Here is a 15,034-nt window from a genome sequence, read left to right as displayed (position 1 = left end):
ACTCGCACGCACGTACTCGAGGCACCAACACCTCAGCCCTTCAGGAGAACGCGATGCCGCTCAACCGCAGGGAATTCACCAGACAGTCCGTGCTCACCGGCGCGGGAGTCGCCCTCACCGGTACCGTCGGCGCACTGGCCACCGCACCCGGCGCGCTCGCAGCCGAGGACACCGCCGCACAGACGTCCACCGAGGCCGCCGACCGCGGTCACCACCAGGACCCCGGCTACGGACCCCTGCTCCCCGACCCGAAGGGCATGCTCGCGCTGCCCGCCGGCTTCTCGTACCGCGTCATCACCCACAGCGGTGTGACCAAACTGGACTCGGGTGAGTTCACCCCGTCCAACCACGACGGCACCGCCACGTTCGAGGGCCCCCGAGGCGTCACCCTCCTCGTCAACAACCACGAGCTCAGGGGCCTCCGCTCCAACTGGGAGTACCCCGTTCCGCTCACCGAGGGCCTCGTCTACGACCCGGCGGCGGCCGGCGGCTGCACGGTCGTCGAGACGCACCACGACGGCCGTACCGCCGAGTGGGTCGGCATCGCGGGCACCTCCACCAATTGCGCGGGCGGCCGCACCCCCTGGGGCACCTGGCTGACCTGCGAGGAGAACGCCGACAAGGCCGGTCAGAACGGTATGACCAAGGACCACGGCTATGTCTTCGAGGTGGACCCCTGCGACCGGCGCGCCAACCGTCATCCGGTGCCGGTCAAGGCCTTCGGCCGCTACGAGCACGAGGCCGTCGTCATCGACACCAGGCGCGGCCACGCCTACCTCACGGAGGACGCCTCCGGGCCCAACGGCCTCTTCTACCGCTGGGTGCCGCCGAACGGCTTCCGGCACGGCCGCGGCCGGCTGCGCCACCTGCCCGAGGACGCCGGGCTGCTGCAGGCACCCAGGTGCTACGACGCGCACGGCATCTTCGTCGACGACCTGTCCCGCGCCACCAGGACGGGCACCGTGTACGGCGTCGACTGGGTCGACGTCCCGGACCGCGACGCCAAGTCCGTGCCGGTGCGCAAGCAGTTCGGCGCCGGTGAGGTCACCCGGGGGCGCAAGCTCGAGGGCATGTGGTGGGCGGACGGGGGCGCGTACATCGTCTCCTCGTTCGCACGTGCCGAAAGCCCTGGCCTCCCGCACGACGGCCAGGTGTGGTTCTACGACCCCCGGCGCCGGACCCTCACCCTCAAGGTGCTGCTCGGAGTGAACGCGGACCCGTCGAAGGACGGCGCCTTCGACGGCCCCGACAACATCACCGTCTCGCCCTACGGCGGCCTGATCATCGCCGAGGACGGCGAGGGCATCCAGCACCTCTTCGGCGCCACCGAGAGCGGCCGCACCTACCCGATCGCCCGCAACGACCTCAACATCGGCACCGAGGAGAAGCCGGAGTACAGCGAGTTCACCGGCGTGGTCTTCTCGCCCGACGGACGCACGCTGTTCGCCAACATCCAGACTCCGGGCATCATGCTCGCCATCACCGGGCCGTGGAGGCGCCGCAGCCCCCGCTGAGTCACCGGCACCCGCGGGAGGAAAACCCTTGGCGCGGACTCGGCCCGCCACCCTAGAGTGATCAGCGTCCAGGTGCGCAGGCAGGACCTACTTCCACTCCTCATGGGGAGGTCACGGGTTCGAGTCCCGTCACCGGCACTCAGGCCGGTGTAGCTCAGGGGCCAGAGCACCATCGTCGGTTCCGCCGAACTGTTCTCTGGACAACACAACTTCATGCACCTCCCGGTGCGCAGGCTGCGGTTACTTCGCTCTCATCGAATCCCGACCGCCGCCAACTTGATCTCGGGAGGCCCAGCATGCGATGAGGGGTGCCCGGTGCGCAGGCAACGGATACTTCATGGGGAACAGCCGGTTGCGGGTTCGAGTCCCGTCACGCCTCAGGGGCGTGTAGCTCAATGGGTAGAGCAGCAGTTATATGGACCGTGGCCGCCTTCGACCTCGGGCACCCTCTCATCGTCTTCTCACGCTGCGCCTCCCCCAACGAATCCAGGAATTCGGGGGAATTCACATGGCACGTTTCAACACCCGTACCACGCGTCGAGCGGCGGCGACCTCGCCCGTACGCTCGACCGGCAGCACCACGACCCATCAGGGCGGCGCCGGTGTCCGGCGCGATGCGCGCTCCGAGCTCTTCCTGCTCGCCGTCGCCAACTTCGTGTCGCAGCAGACCTTCTACGAGTCGGGCGACACCCGTGACAACCGCTTCGCCGCCCTCGTCCGCACCCTCGCCGTCGAAGACCCCGAGTGGACCGCCGGTCTCCTCGGGTGGCTCCGCGGCGACGCGGGCATGCGCACGGCCTCGCTGGTCGGCGCGGCCGAGTACGTGAAGGCACGACTCGAGGCCGGCGCCACCGAAGGCCCCGCGAACCGGCAGGTCATCGCCTCCGTGCTGCGTCGCGCCGATGAGCCCGGCGAGCTGCTCGGCTACTGGACCTCGCGCTACGGCCGGGCCGTGCCCAAGCCCGTCAAGCGCGGCATCGCCGATGCCGTGCGCCGGCTCTACCACGGCAACTCGCTGCTGAAGTACGACACCGCGGGCAAGGACTACCGCTTCGGCGACATCCTCAACCTGGTGCACGCGTCGCCCGATCCCGACAAGCCGTGGCAGGGCGAGCTGTTCCAGTACGCGCTCGACCGCCGGTACCACCCCGACACGGCCGTTGCGCCCGCGTCGAACCGGGTGCTGACCGCCCACCGGGCGCTGATGGAGCTGCCCGTCGCCGAGCGGCGGACCCTGGTCACCGGACCGGACGGCGCCGAGCGGCTCGCCGAGGCCGGAATGACCTGGGAGGCGCTGGCGGGCTGGCTGCAGGGGCCGATGGACGCGGCGGCCTGGGAGGCCGTGATCCCGTCCATGGGCGCGATGGCGCTCGTGCGGAATCTGCGTAACTTCGACCAGGCCGGTGTCTCGGACGAGGTCGCGGCGCGGGTCGCCGCGAAGATCTCGGACCCGGATGTGGTCGCGGCATCGAAGCAGTTCCCGTTCCGCTATCTGGCCGCGTTCCAGCATGCGCCGTCGCTGCGCTGGTCGTACCCGCTGGAGAGGGCACTCGGGCACTCGCTGGCCAATGTGCCCGCGCTGCCCGGCCGGACGCTGATCCTCGTCGACCGCTCGGGCTCGATGTGGTCGCCGCTCTCCGACCGCTCGCAGCTCAACCGGGCCGACGCCGCGGCGATCTTCGGCACCGCGCTGGCGATGCGGGCGGCCGGCGCGGATCTGGTCGAGTTCGGTACGGACAGCAGGAGCGTGAAGTACCGGCGTGGGGAGTCGGTGCTGAAGGTCCTGGGGCGGTTCGGTGACCTCGGCGGCACCAACACCACCGAGGCGGTTCGCCGGCACTACCGCAAGCACGACCGGGTGCTGATCGTCACCGACGAGCAGGCGGCGTGGAGCCACCAGGGCGACCCGGCGGCACAGGTCCCGGCGCACATCCCCGTCTACACCTGGAACCTCGCGGGGTACCGGGCCGGCCACGCGCCCTCGGGCGAGGGCAACCGGCACACCTTCGGCGGACTGACGGACGCGGCGTTCCGGATGGTCCCGCTGCTGGAGGCAGGGCTTTCCGCCGACTGGCCCTGGGTGAAGGACTGACACCGGCACCGGGCCCGCCCCGGGCGGAGGCCGGAATGCCGTGAGGCCCGCACACCGATGGTGTGCGGGCCTCGGGTGTGCGGTTCGTCAGAGCGACTGCGCCGCGGGCTTGACCATGCCGCGGACCGTGCGTGACTTCACGAACTCGCCGATCGCGGTCATCTCCCACTCGCCGGAGAACTGCCGGATGAGCTTGGCCATCATGACCCCGGTCTGCGGCTCCGCGCCGGTCAGGTCGAAGCGGACCAGCTCCTCGCCCGTGGTGGCGTCGATCAGCCGGCAGTACGCCTTCGCCACCTCGGAGAACTTCTGGCCGGAGAAGGAGTTCACCGTGAAGACCAGACCCGTGGCCTCGGCCGGCAGCCGGCCCAGATCCACGACGATCACCTCGTCGTCACCGGCACCCTCGCCGGTCAGATTGTCGCCCGAGTGCTTGATCGCGCCGCCCAGGATGGCGAGCTTGCCGAAGTAGCAGCTGTCCAGATGGTTGCGCTGCGGACCGTAGGCGATCACCGACGCGTCCAGGTCGATGTCCTTGCCGCGGAAGGCGGGCTCCCAGCCCAGGCCCATCTTGACCTGGGAGAGCAGCGGCCGGCCGTCCTTGACCAGCGACACCGTCTGGTTCTTCTGGAGGCTGACCCTGCCCTTGTCCAGATTGATCTTCCCGGTGCCGGGGGCGGCGGGCGGGGCAGCGGGAGGAGCGGGCGGGGCGGGCGGCGCGGCAAGCCGCGGATCCGCCACGGGCGCGGGGGGCGCGGAGGGTGCCGGTGCGGGAGTGGCCGCGGGTGCGGCGGCGGGCTCCTCGTCGACCGAGACGCCGAAGTCGGTGGCGATACCGGCCAGCCCGTTCGCATACCCCTGGCCGACCGCCCGCGCCTTCCAGGCACCGGCCCGGCGATAGATCTCCACGATCACCAGCGCGGTCTCGGTGCCCAGCCGGGGCGGCGTGAACGTCGCCAGTACGGAGCCGCCGTCGGCGTCGCGGATCGTGGCCGTGGGCTCGATGCCCTGGAACGTCTGGCCCGCGGCGTCCGGGCTCGCCGTCACGACGATCTTCTCGATCCCGCTCGGGACGGACGCGGTGTCGACGACGATCGCGTCGGGAGCCGTGCCCCCGCCCGACCGGTAGGTCACACCGGGCCCCGTCGGCTGGTTGTAGAAGATGAAGTCGTCGTCGGAGCGCACCTTGCCGTCGGCCGTGAGCAGCAGGCCCGAGACGTCCAGCCGCACCGGAGCGGTGACGTCCACCGTCACCCGCGCGACGGCCAGGGGGATGTTCGAGCCGGGGGTCATAGCTGTCATGCCTGAGGTAACGAGCGAGGCGGCTTTGCCGTTCCCTTACCTTCGGCCGAATCGGTGCACCGGTGTATGTCGGTGCACGTCAGCGGGGACCCGGCGGTCGCGTCCCCGCGACGGCCGCGCCGGAATGGCCCTCAGCGCCGGCCGGCCTGGTTCCTCGGATGCCGGCGGGCCTGCCGTTCGTTCCCGAAGCGGTACGCGCCGGTCCAGCGGGCCATCACGAGCTGCGCGTCACCCGACTCCACTTCGGACAGGAACTTCTCGGCACGCGGCCCGCGCAGTGTCGCGGCGGAGCGCCCGTGGTGGGTGATGGCGACGCTGCCGTCGCCCCGCTGCTCGTAATGGAATCCGGACGGTCTCGGCATGACCGGAATGATGCCCGCGCCCTATCGTGCCCGTCATCCGTATTTCCGCGGCGGCCGGCTCACCGCCGCCAGCGGGGCGGGTCGGAGACGAACTCCCCGCCCAGATGCGCATGGGCCGGGTTGGCGGGGTCCAGCTCGCCCTGGTCGGCGATGAGCTTCTCGGCGAACTGCTCCGAGTCGTCCTGGGGTTCGTAGCCCAGCGTCCGTGCCGTCGACAGGTCCCACCACAGCCGGGTGTTGGCCGACGAGCCGTAGACGACGGTGTGCCCCACGGCCGGCGCGGTGAGCGCGGCATGGAGGAGACGGGCGCAGTCGCCCGGGCTCAGCCACGTGGACAGCATGCGCACATTGCTCGGCTCCATGACACAGGAGCCGATACGGACCGACACGGACTCGAGACGGTGGCGGTCCCAGTAGAGCTGCGCGAGGTCCTCGCCGAAGCCCTTGGAGAGCCCGTAGTACGTGTCGGGACGGCGGGGCGTGCCGACCGGGATCAGCGGGTCGCCCTCTCCCGGGCGCGGGGTGAAGCCCACCGCGTGGTTGCTGGAGGCGAAGACGACGCGCTTCACGGTTGCCTCGCGCGCGGCCTCGTACAGGCGGTAGGTGCCTTCGACATTGGCACGCAGGATGTCCTCGAAGGCCGCCTCCACCGGTATCGCCGCCAGATGGACGATCGCGTCCACGCCGCGGACCGCCTCGCACAGCGCATCCCGGTCCGAGAGCTCGGCGGTGATCGCCTCCGGCTCACCCTCGATCGGCACCCTGTCGAACAGGCGGAGGCCGTATCCGTACGCGGGGAGCAGCCCGCGCATCAGGGTGCCGACGCCGCCGGCCGCGCCGGTGAGCAGGACGGTAGGGGCTGTGGGCATGGTGAGTTCCTCTCGACGCGGCACGGGCGCCGGACGGGTGCGGCTCCCGTGTTCACGAACCTGGACGGTCCACGGTTCACGTCCCGCCCAGTGTGCCGCCGCTGCGGTGTGCGCGGGCCCGCGTTGCGTATTCCCGCCAAGCGGGTTGCGCGACCTGGACGACGCGGCGATCACCGGCTCGCACGTCGGGCGCCCAAAGCAGGCGCCCGGGCTGTGCGAGGTACCGGTAATGGCTCCTGCCTGTGCATATGGACGTGCAGGTGTATGAGGTGAAAGACTCCCACGGTGTCCGATCTTGGGCGGCTTGTGGCCGACCGGTACAGGCTGGTGGAGCGTATCGGGCGCGGCGGCATGGGCACCGTGTGGCGAGCGGAGGACGAGCTCCTGCGGCGGAGCGTCGCCGTGAAGCAGCTGCACGTACCCCTGCATCTGGAGGACGAGGCACAGCGGCTCCATGAGCGGATGCGGCGGGAGGCGCGCAGCGCCGCGCGGGTGGTGCATCCCCATGTGATCGTGGTGCACGACGTCGTCGTGGACGAGGGCCTGCCTTGCATCGTCATGGAGTACATCCCCTCGGTCACCTTGAGCGATGCGCTGAGGGACGGGGTGTTGCCGCCCGGCGAGGCGGCGCGTGTCGGTTGTGCGGTGGCCGCCGCGTTGAATGCCGCACATGGGGCCGGGGTGCTGCACCGGGACGTCAAACCCGCCAATGTGCTGCTTGGGAATGACGGACGGGTTGTACTCACCGACTTCGGGATCGCGCTTGAGTCCGGGACACCATCGCTGACCAGGACAGGCGAGTTGGTCGGGTCGATCGATTACATCGCCCCCGAGCGCCTGAGGGGCAGTGCCGAGGCCGGTTTCGCCTCCGACCTGTGGTCGCTCGGGGCGATGCTCTACCAGGCAGTTGAAGGTCAACCGCCGTTTCGCCGGGGCACCCCGATCGAGACGGCGTACGCCATCACCTCGGACTCGTACAAGCCGCTCACCCAAGCCGGAAAGCTGGCACCGGTGATCGAGGGCCTGCTCGTGAAAGAGCCCGATCGGCGTCTGAGCCTCAGCGAGGCCGAGCGTCTGCTCGCGGATGCGGCCGGGGCGCAGAACACTCGACGTCACACCCATCTGGACCATGGAGAACTGCCCCAGGCCGCTGCACGCCGCGGCATGCGGCGCCGAGTCCGCTTTCGGTCTGTCGCGGCGCTGGCGGTCACGGCCGCCGTGACGGGAGGCGTCGCACTGTTGTGGCCCTACGGGCCTGCCGGCGACGGTAAGAAGCCTGCGGCGGTCACCACGCCGGCCCAGCCTCCGAGCAGCAAGCCCTCCCCGGCTCCGGCGATACCCTCCGGATACCACCGCGAGACGGAGGCACTCGGTCTCTCGGTTCCGGTGCGCGACGGCTGGAAGCGCAAAGAGCGGTCTGACGGTGAAGTCGCCTACGTCGATCCCTCCGGCCTGGTGGGACTGAGGGTCCACGCTGTCCGGTTCGCGGGATCTGATCCCCTGCGGCACTGGCGCGAGGTCGAGGAGGACCAGACACGCCGCGACAATCCGGGCTATGAGCGGGTCAGGATGAGCAGCACGACCTTCAGAGGACGGCCGGCCGGCTACTGGGAATTCACCTTCGAAGGGCGGGTACGGGAGTTCCGTGCCGCTGAGTTGGCCTTCGCTCACACCGACGGCACCCAGTACATGATCTACCTGTCGGCGCCGAACGCGCAGTGGAAGGAATACCGGCCTGTCTTCGATACGGCCGTCAACGGGATCCACTTCAGCGCGTAGCGGGCAGCCCCCATTCCGTACCCGGCCCCGGAGTCCCAGCCCGGATGCCAGGGAACAAGTAACCCGCCGGTAGCTTTCATGGCTGCGCGACCGCGATCTTTGTCGGCCGGCGGGGCACGGTCTTGGTCTTGTCGAGGTGCCCGTACACCGTCGAGCGGGGCACGCCGAACATGTCGGCGATCTGCTGGACCGTCTTCTCCCGCTCGTCGTGTAGCCGTTGGGCGAGTGCGGCCGCGGCGCCGGAGAACTGCCGACTTGCTCATCCGCGCATGCCGGCAGGGTGAATGGCCCGCCCGGATGGGGAAGCCGCCCTGATTCCGGGGCCGCGGACGCCTTAGGTTCTGTCCGGGCGATCTCGAGCAGGCTCCGGCGCATGCCCCCGGCCACCGGAGCCGGCACCCGTAGGCGCCCCCCACCGCCGAGGAGAGCCATGCCGATTTCGCAGCATCACCACACCCTCGACCGGTACTTCCGGATCAGCGCGCGCGGATCGACGTTCGCACGGGAAGTCCGTGGCGGCTTCGCCACGTTCTTCACCATGGCCTACATCCTCGTCCTCAATCCGATCATCCTGGGAGGCACCGAGGACAAGTACGGCCAGACGCTCTCCGGTCCCGCGCTCGTCACCTCCACGGCGCTGGTCGCCGCCGTGATGACCGTGATCCTCGGAATCGGCGGCAATCTGCCGATCGCTATCGCCGCCGGGCTCGGTCTGAACGCCGTGGTCGCCTTCCAGCTCGCCCCGCTGATGAGCTGGGCGGACGCCATGGGTCTGGTGGTCGTCGAAGGCATCGTCATCTGCGTGCTGGTCGTCACCGGACTGCGGGAGGCGGTGATGCACGCCATCCCGCAGCCGCTCAAGCAGGCGATCAGTGTGGGCATCGGGCTCTTCATCGCGTTCATCGGTTTCATCGACGCGGGCTTCGTCACCCGGGTCCCCGGAGAGACGGGCAGCGTGCCCGTGCAACTGGGATCGAGCGGACAGCTCTCGGGCTGGCCGGTGCTCGTCTTCTGCCTGGGCCTGCTGTTCACCTGCGCGCTGGTGACCCGCAGGGTGCGCGGCGCGATCCTCATCTCCATCGTGGTGATGACGCTGGTCGCGATGCTCATCGACGTACTGGCCGACATCGATCCCAACGCCTGGGGTCTGACCGTCCCCGATGTCCCCCCGAGCATCATGGCCGCTCCCGACTTCGCGCTCGTGGGCCAGTTCAGCCTCTTCGGCGCCTTCGGGCAGACCGGGGCGGTCACCCTCGTCCTGCTGGTCTTCACGCTTCTGCTGAGCGACTTCTTCGACAGCATGGGCACGATCGTCGGCGTCACCAACGAGGCGGGACTGCTCGACGAGAACGGCGACGTACCCAACCTCGGCCGTGTGCTGCTGATCGACGGCGCCGCGGCCGTCGCGGGCGGTGTCGCGTCCTCCTCGTCCGCCACCTGCTACATCGAATCAGCGGCGGGCGTCGGCGAGGGAGCCCGTACGGGCCTCGCGTCCGTCGTCACCGGTGCCCTGTTCGGCCTCGCGCTCCTGTTCACCCCGCTGGCCACGGTCGTTCCGGCACAGGCCGCCGCCCCCGCCCTGGTCGTGGTGGGGTTCCTGCTGATGACCCAGGTACGGCACATCGACTGGGAGCGCTACGAGATCGCCATCCCGGCCTTTCTGACGATCGCCGTCATGCCCTTCACGTACTCCATCACCAACGGCATCGGCGCGGGGTTCCTGTCCTACGTCGTCATCAAGGCCGTCCTGGGCAAGGCGCGCGAGGTGCACTGGCTGCTGTGGAGCGTGTCGGCGCTGTTCGCCGTCTACTTCGCGATCGAACCGATCGAGGAGCTGCTCGGCATCAGATAGACGGTGAGCGGCGGGCGGCCGACCGCCCGTCCCCACCACGGCACCCCTGACTACGCCCGCCGTCCCTCGTGCCACAGTGCCGCACCGGTCACCGCCGCGCCGAGGCCCTCCCACAGTCCGACCCCCAGGAATCCGGTGGGCGCCCGCCCTGCGATCACCGCGACGGTGAAGACCGTGCACGTCAGCAGCCGGAAGGGGACGGTCCAGCGGAAGAAGGGCTTCCAGTCCGCGAGGGAGGCGAGGATGTAGTAGACGCCCATGTTGACCGCGGCCATGGAGGACGCGGTGAGGAACACCAGCGTGTGGTCGCCCGGCTGACGGGGAGCGTCCGCCGCGGGGACGAAGCCCATCAGACTGATCAGGGCATCCGGAGCGATCAGCCCCACGACACCCAGGGCGGCGGCGAGTACGCCGAACACCGCCATGGTCCAGCCGGACAGGGAACGGGGCAGGGCGTGCACTGAAGTCCTCCGTATGCCAAGGGAGTTGGGGGCGCGATGGTGCGCACTCCTGCATACCGTGCCGCTCGCCGCGCCCCTGCACCGGGGGTGCCCGGCGGGGCGACGCAGCCGGCCGGACCGGGGTGTTCGGAGGACCGACCGAAGGGACACCGTGCCGGTCGAATTCTCAGCGGACCGGCCGGAATGCCGAGCGGACCGGCCGGAGGCTCAGCGGAGGGCCGCACTCATCATCTTCTGCGCGACAGGTGCCGCGAGCCCATTGCCGCTCACCTCCGAGCGTGCGGCGCCAGAGTCCTCGACGAGCACCGCGACGGCCACCTCCTCACCACTGTCCGCGGCCTTCGCGTAGGACGTGAACCAGGCGTACGGCGTCTTGCTGTTGTTCTCGCCGTGCTGGGCCGTCCCTGTCTTGCCGCCCACCTCGGCGCCGGCGATCCGTGCGTTGGCGCCGGTGCCGTCCTCGACGACGGTGACCATGGCACTGCGCAGCTGGCGCGCCGTGGACGGGGAGACGATCCGCTCGGTCTTCGCGTCCTCGTGGCTCTCCAGGGTCGTGCCGTCCGCGCCGACGACCTTGGAGACCATGTGCGGGGCGGCCATGACACCGTCGTTGGCCAGGGCGGCCGACACCATCGCCATCTGCAGGGGAGTAGCCGTCACATCGAACTGGCCGATGCCGGTCAGCGCGGTCTGCGCCGCGTCCATCCCGGACGGGTAGACGCTCTTCGTGGCGCGCACCGGTACGTCCTGCTCGGCGTCGTTGAAGCCGAACTTCTCCGCCATCGCCCGGACCTTCTCCTGCCCCAGGTCGGCGGCCATCTTCCCGAAGACGTTGTTGCAGGAGTACTGCAGCGCGGTGCGGATGGTGGCGTTCTCGCACGGCGCGGACGGGTTCTCGTTCTTCAGCACCGTCCGGGTGCCCGGGAGCGTGTACGGGGACGGGCTGTCCGTACGCTCGTCCGCGGAGGAGTACAGCCCGTCCTCCAGCGCCGCGGCGGCGACCACCAGCTTGAACGTCGAGCCCGGCGGCAGCGGCTGGCGCAGCGCCCGGTTGAGCATCGGCTGGTCCTTGTTGCCGGTGAGCTTCTTCCAGGCGTCGCCGTCCGGCGTGCCGCTGATCGCCGACGGGTCGTACGACGGCGTGCTCACCAACCCGAGGATCCGCCCGGTCTTGGGGTCGATCGCGACCGCGGCGCCCTTCTTGCTGCCCAGCGCCTCGAACCCGGCCTTCTGCACGGCCGGGTCGATGGTCGTCAGGACATCCCCGGGCCGGCCCTGCTTGCCGGTGAGCACGTCCAGCGGGTTCTTCAGCCGGTCGGCCGTGCCGTCGAGGACATCGCCGTAGATGCCTTCGAGCTGGGTGGCGCCGTAGGCCTGCGAGCTGTAGCCGGTGACCGGTGCAAAGAGCTCACCGTTGGTGTACGTGCGCCGGTAGGCGAGATCTCCGCCCTCCGTCCTGCTTGAGCCGGTGACCGGCGAACCGGCCACGACGATGTCTCCGAGCGGCTGCGCGTACTTCGCGATCGTGTTCCGCCGGTTGTGTGTCTCGTCTGCGAGTGCCTCGGCCTGGTAGGCCTGCACCCAGGTGGCCCGCACCAGCAGGGCGAGCACCAGGAGCAGGCTGAAGACCGCGGCACGCCTGGTCGTCTTGTTCATCCCGTGGAGGGACGACCGGCCCGGAGGGTTACGTTCCGTTCTGCCGGTTTTCTCAGGGAATCCTCATCCGGTCCGGTCCGGTCCGGTCCGGTCCCGAGCGGCGCGGCGCGGTCCGGTCCCGTGCGGCGCGGCGCGCACGGCGCGGAGCCTCAGCCCGGGACGATGAACCCCGACTCGTACGCCGCGATCACCGCCTGGGTGCGGTCCCGTGTGCCCGTCTTCGCCAGCACCGCGGCCACATGGGTCTTCGCCGTCGCATGACCGACGCCCAGCCGCTTGGCGATCTCCGTGTTCGTCATGCCCGTGGCCATCAGCCGCAGTACGTCGGCCTCACGTTCCGTGAGCCGCGCGGCCCACGGCGCCGGACAGGGCGCGCTGCGGGCATGGGCCGCGGCCAGGCCGCGCAGGGCGGCCGGGTACAGCAGCGAGTCGCTCCGCGCGACCAGTCTGACCGCCGCCACCAGGTCCGCCGCCGCGGCCCGTTTGAGCAGGAAGCCCGCGGCACCCGCGCGCAGGGCGTCGTACACATAGGAGTCGTTCTCGAAGGTCGTGACGACCACGATCCGCGGCGCGGGGTCCAGCGTGCCGAGAATCCGCCGGGTGGCGTGAATGCCGTCGACCTCGGGCATCCGCACGTCCATCAGCACCACATCGGGCCGCAGACTGCGCACCACCGACACGGCCTCCGCGCCCGTCGCCGCCTCACCGGTCACCTCCAGATCCGGCTCGGCCTCGAGGATCACCCGCAGCGCGGTGCGGACCATGCGCTCGTCGTCGGCCAGGACGACCCGGATCGTGTCGCTCATCGCGCACCGCCCCGGGCGGAGTCCAGCGGCAGCACGGCGGTCAGTCGCCAGACACCGTCACGGGGACCCGCCTCCGCAAGGCCGCCGAGCAGCGTCGCCCGCTCGGTGATGCCGCGCAGCCCGCGGCCGCCGCCGGGCCGGACCACCGCTCGCCGGTCCGGCAGCGGGTTCTCCATCGTGATCCGCAACGCGCCGTCCTCCATCAAGATGCTCAGCGACACGGGCCGGCGGTCTCCTCGTGACCGCCCGGCGGTGCCGTCATGGCCGCCGTGCCGCTGTGCGTTGCTGAGGCCCTCCTGCACGATGCGGTACGCGTTGCGGGAGATCGGTTCCGGGACGGCGGCAGGGTCGGCGCCGAGTTCGCGGGAGACCGCCAACCCGCAGTGTCCGAGCAGGAGTTCAAGGGATTCCAGGGTGGGCCCCGTAAGTGTGTCGGACTCTTCCTCCTGCCGCAGGAGTCCCAGCACACCGTCGAGTTCGCCGACCGTGCGGCGTGTCGTCTGCTCGATCACGGTCAGTGCTTCCCGTACGAACGCCCGGTCGCCCGGTGCGTCGCTGTCCAGGACCCTGAGCGCGGCCCCCGCCTGCAGCGTCACCGCGCTCAGCGCATGCCCCACCGAATCGTGGAGCTCGCGGGCCAGCCGGTTACGTGCGGCGAACTCCGCCGCACGGCGCTCGGCCGCCGCGAGCCGGTCGGCGGGCGTCGGCCCCAGCAGCACCGCCGCCCGGCGGGCCAGCAGTGCTCCGGCGGCCGCCGCGCAGCCCGCCAGCGCCAGCAGCATGGCGGCCCCGGCGAACGGCGCGAGCGCCAGGAACCAGGGACGGTCCAGCGACGCGGGCAGTCCCACCCACTCCCGGATGCCCGCGGACAGCGGCAGCAGCGCCGTGGTCACCGCGAACGGCGGAAGTGCCAGCGTCGCGCCGCTGATCAGCCCGCCCAGTCCGATGTGCAGGGTGAACCAGCCCGCCGTGCGCAGTCTGGCCGCCGGCGACGCAGCCGGACCGTCCGCGAAGAGCTCCGGAGCCACCCCGCACAGCGCCCGCGCCGCCGCCACCGACATGGGCCGGGTCAAGGGGAACAGTGCCGTCACCGCGGCGAGCGGAAGGGCGATGGCGTATGCCCCGAACTGCAGCGCGGGCGACCCGTAGAAGGTGCCGTTCGTCCCGAGCAGAGGGCCGGCCACGACCGTGCCGAGCAGCCAGTAGGGCATCAGCAGGGCACCGCCCAGGATCAGATGGACCCAGCGCCGCCGCGCCCGCGACCCGAACAGCACCCCCATGACGCGCCTCATGTGCCACGCCGTCGCAGGAAGGAGACGGTGCCGGCGGCGAGCAGCAGACCCACGACCATGGCGACAGCGTAGGCCACCGTGCTCAACTCCCCTGTGTGGCCGTCGCCTTCGGCGGAGGGCAGCAGCGCCGCGATCAGCAGCCAGAGGCCCCAGCAGCCGACCACTCCCGAACCGAGCCAGGCCATGCCCAGCGGGATCCTCACCGGAAGGGAGCGCCCACGGCGGAAAGCCAGCACCAGCACACCGGTGACCGCCGCGACGAGGTACACGACGTCGACCGCCTGCAGGATGCGGAAGTCGGGTCCACGGTCGGCCACTTGGGCGGCGGACAGCCCGGTGGTCGCGCCGTACACCCAGAGCAGTCGTAGCGCGACGGGGAAGAGCGCCACCACGGCAGCGGCCACGGCGATCGCCCTCAGCCCGGGAGGCGCGTCCGGCAGGTCCCCGACCCGGCCGTGCCACACATGCCCCCAGCGCTCGCGGGCGTACAGCACGAACAGCGACCCCAGCGTGAGGCCCTGGACGATGAAACCGGTGTAGACGACGCCGAAGACCCACGGGTGCAGGAACGACGCGTTGCCTTCGGCCGCCGGCCCGGCCTCGCCGGTCGTCACCTCGAGCAGCAGCTGGACCGGGAAGCCGACCATGATCGGCACCAGCAGACCGCCCGCGACCCAAATCGGTACGGCGAGCAGCCAGGCCGGTACGCGTCTGCCCCAGGCCTGGGTGAGCAGCAGGGACAGGACGACGACCGCACCGTCCATCAGCGCGGTGACGCTGTTGGCGACGGCCATCAGTGTGCGGTGCTCCAGCAGGACGCTTCCGTCGGGAATGCCGATGTGACTGCCCGTTATCCAGGCGATCTTGAGGGAGAGGTAGGGGACGCAGGAGGCGATGGCGACAGCCCGCAGGGCCGAGCGGGCCCGTCCGGATGCCGCCGCCGGGGAGCCGGTGGTGAGCGGGGTGGGTGTCATGGTGATCACGGTCCCGGTCCGCACCCCCGCGGCGCCTCCTGCCCGGAGAGGAACCGTCTCCGCCGCACGGCGGAG

At 70.6% G+C, this 15,034-nt stretch carries 12 protein-coding genes and 1 pseudogene; 4 read left to right on the top strand and 9 right to left on the bottom strand.

The window, feature by feature from the left end:
* Positions 1-53 precede the first annotated feature (53 nt).
* Both ACTWOL_RS08360 and ACTWOL_RS08355 read left to right on the top strand, forming a co-directional pair.
* Positions 54-1,514, top strand: a complete 1,461-nt coding sequence (locus ACTWOL_RS08360; RefSeq protein ID WP_474295947.1) for an alkaline phosphatase PhoX — start codon at positions 54-56, stop codon at positions 1,512-1,514.
* A 508-nt stretch (positions 1,515-2,022) separates the two neighbouring features.
* Complete coding sequence (locus ACTWOL_RS08355) at positions 2,023-3,606, top strand: TROVE domain-containing protein (protein WP_474295946.1); 1,584 nt, start codon at positions 2,023-2,025, stop codon at positions 3,604-3,606.
* Positions 3,607-3,693: 87 nt separating this feature from the next.
* On the opposite strand, the gene ACTWOL_RS08350 is transcribed toward ACTWOL_RS08355, so the two are convergent.
* The 3 genes from ACTWOL_RS08350 to ACTWOL_RS08340 form a co-directional block, all read right to left on the bottom strand.
* Positions 3,694-4,908 carry a TerD family protein gene (locus tag ACTWOL_RS08350; RefSeq protein ID WP_474295945.1) on the bottom strand — a complete coding sequence of 405 codons (1,215 nt, stop codon included), beginning with the start codon at positions 4,906-4,908 and terminating at the stop codon, positions 3,694-3,696.
* A 131-nt stretch (positions 4,909-5,039) separates the two neighbouring features.
* The gene (locus tag ACTWOL_RS08345; protein WP_474295944.1) at positions 5,040-5,270 is read right to left on the bottom strand and encodes a hypothetical protein; all 231 of its coding nucleotides are present in this window, start codon (positions 5,268-5,270) and stop codon (positions 5,040-5,042) included.
* Between the two features lie 59 nt (positions 5,271-5,329).
* Positions 5,330-6,139 (bottom strand): NAD-dependent epimerase/dehydratase family protein, encoded by an 810-nt coding sequence (locus ACTWOL_RS08340; protein WP_474295943.1) that lies wholly within the window; start codon positions 6,137-6,139, stop codon positions 5,330-5,332.
* A gap of 285 nt (positions 6,140-6,424) precedes the next feature.
* On the opposite strand from ACTWOL_RS08340, the gene ACTWOL_RS08335 reads away from it, so the two are divergent.
* Positions 6,425-7,918 carry a serine/threonine-protein kinase gene (locus ACTWOL_RS08335; RefSeq protein WP_474295942.1) on the top strand — a complete coding sequence of 498 codons (1,494 nt, stop codon included), beginning with the start codon at positions 6,425-6,427 and terminating at the stop codon, positions 7,916-7,918.
* 76 nt (positions 7,919-7,994) lie between these two features.
* Here the strand turns inward: ACTWOL_RS08335 and ACTWOL_RS08330 are convergent.
* Positions 7,995-8,135 (bottom strand): annotated as a pseudogene (locus tag ACTWOL_RS08330) (helix-turn-helix domain-containing protein); the annotation flags it as partial.
* Positions 8,136-8,348: 213 nt separating this feature from the next.
* Here ACTWOL_RS08330 and ACTWOL_RS08325 point away from each other — a divergent pair.
* Entirely contained in the window at positions 8,349-9,770 is a 1,422-nt protein-coding gene (locus ACTWOL_RS08325) for an NCS2 family permease (RefSeq protein WP_474295941.1), read from the top strand.
* Positions 9,771-9,820: 50 nt separating this feature from the next.
* On the opposite strand, the gene ACTWOL_RS08320 is transcribed toward ACTWOL_RS08325, so the two are convergent.
* The 5 genes from ACTWOL_RS08320 to ACTWOL_RS08300 all read right to left on the bottom strand — a co-directional run bounded on the left by ACTWOL_RS08320 (position 9,821) and on the right by ACTWOL_RS08300 (position 14,959).
* Entirely contained in the window at positions 9,821-10,231 is a 411-nt protein-coding gene (locus ACTWOL_RS08320) for a hypothetical protein (protein WP_474295940.1), read from the bottom strand.
* A gap of 207 nt (positions 10,232-10,438) precedes the next feature.
* Positions 10,439-11,887, bottom strand: a complete 1,449-nt coding sequence (locus ACTWOL_RS08315) for a peptidoglycan D,D-transpeptidase FtsI family protein (RefSeq protein ID WP_474295939.1) — start codon at positions 11,885-11,887, stop codon at positions 10,439-10,441.
* A 149-nt stretch (positions 11,888-12,036) separates the two neighbouring features.
* Positions 12,037-12,693, bottom strand: coding sequence for a response regulator transcription factor (locus ACTWOL_RS08310; protein WP_474295938.1), 657 nt, complete (start codon positions 12,691-12,693; stop codon positions 12,037-12,039).
* Positions 12,690-13,985, bottom strand: coding sequence for a sensor histidine kinase (locus ACTWOL_RS08305; RefSeq protein ID WP_474295936.1), 1,296 nt, complete (start codon positions 13,983-13,985; stop codon positions 12,690-12,692). The genes ACTWOL_RS08310 and ACTWOL_RS08305 overlap by 4 nt, the downstream gene beginning before the upstream one ends.
* The gene (locus ACTWOL_RS08300; protein WP_474295932.1) at positions 13,982-14,959 is read right to left on the bottom strand and encodes a hypothetical protein; all 978 of its coding nucleotides are present in this window, start codon (positions 14,957-14,959) and stop codon (positions 13,982-13,984) included. Before ACTWOL_RS08300 ends, ACTWOL_RS08305 begins: the two co-directional genes overlap by 4 nt.
* Between the last annotated feature and the right edge of the window lie 75 nt (positions 14,960-15,034).

The sequence above is a fragment of the Micromonospora sp. IBHARD003 genome, from assembly GCF_056106285.1.
Note: the sequence above shows the minus strand (reverse complement) of the source record. Positions and strands in the feature narration are given on the sequence as shown.

Excerpts from the sequence above, each read along its gene's own strand:
- ACTWOL_RS08360 (WP_474295947.1), top strand. The coding sequence starts at position 54 with ATGCCGCTCAACCGCAGGGAATTCACCAGACAGTCCGTGCTCACCGGC.
- ACTWOL_RS08355 (WP_474295946.1), top strand. The coding sequence starts at position 2,023 with ATGGCACGTTTCAACACCCGTACCACGCGTCGAGCGGCGGCGACCTCG.
- ACTWOL_RS08350 (WP_474295945.1), bottom strand. The coding sequence starts at position 4,908 with ATGACAGCTATGACCCCCGGCTCGAACATCCCCCTGGCCGTCGCGCGG.
- ACTWOL_RS08345 (WP_474295944.1), bottom strand. The coding sequence starts at position 5,270 with ATGCCGAGACCGTCCGGATTCCATTACGAGCAGCGGGGCGACGGCAGC.
- ACTWOL_RS08340 (WP_474295943.1), bottom strand. The coding sequence starts at position 6,139 with ATGCCCACAGCCCCTACCGTCCTGCTCACCGGCGCGGCCGGCGGCGTC.
- ACTWOL_RS08325 (WP_474295941.1), top strand. The coding sequence starts at position 8,349 with ATGCCGATTTCGCAGCATCACCACACCCTCGACCGGTACTTCCGGATC.
- ACTWOL_RS08315 (WP_474295939.1), bottom strand. The coding sequence starts at position 11,887 with ATGAACAAGACGACCAGGCGTGCCGCGGTCTTCAGCCTGCTCCTGGTG.
- ACTWOL_RS08310 (WP_474295938.1), bottom strand. The coding sequence starts at position 12,693 with ATGAGCGACACGATCCGGGTCGTCCTGGCCGACGACGAGCGCATGGTC.
- ACTWOL_RS08305 (WP_474295936.1), bottom strand. The coding sequence starts at position 13,985 with ATGAGGCGCGTCATGGGGGTGCTGTTCGGGTCGCGGGCGCGGCGGCGC.
- ACTWOL_RS08300 (WP_474295932.1), bottom strand. The coding sequence starts at position 14,959 with ATGACACCCACCCCGCTCACCACCGGCTCCCCGGCGGCGGCATCCGGA.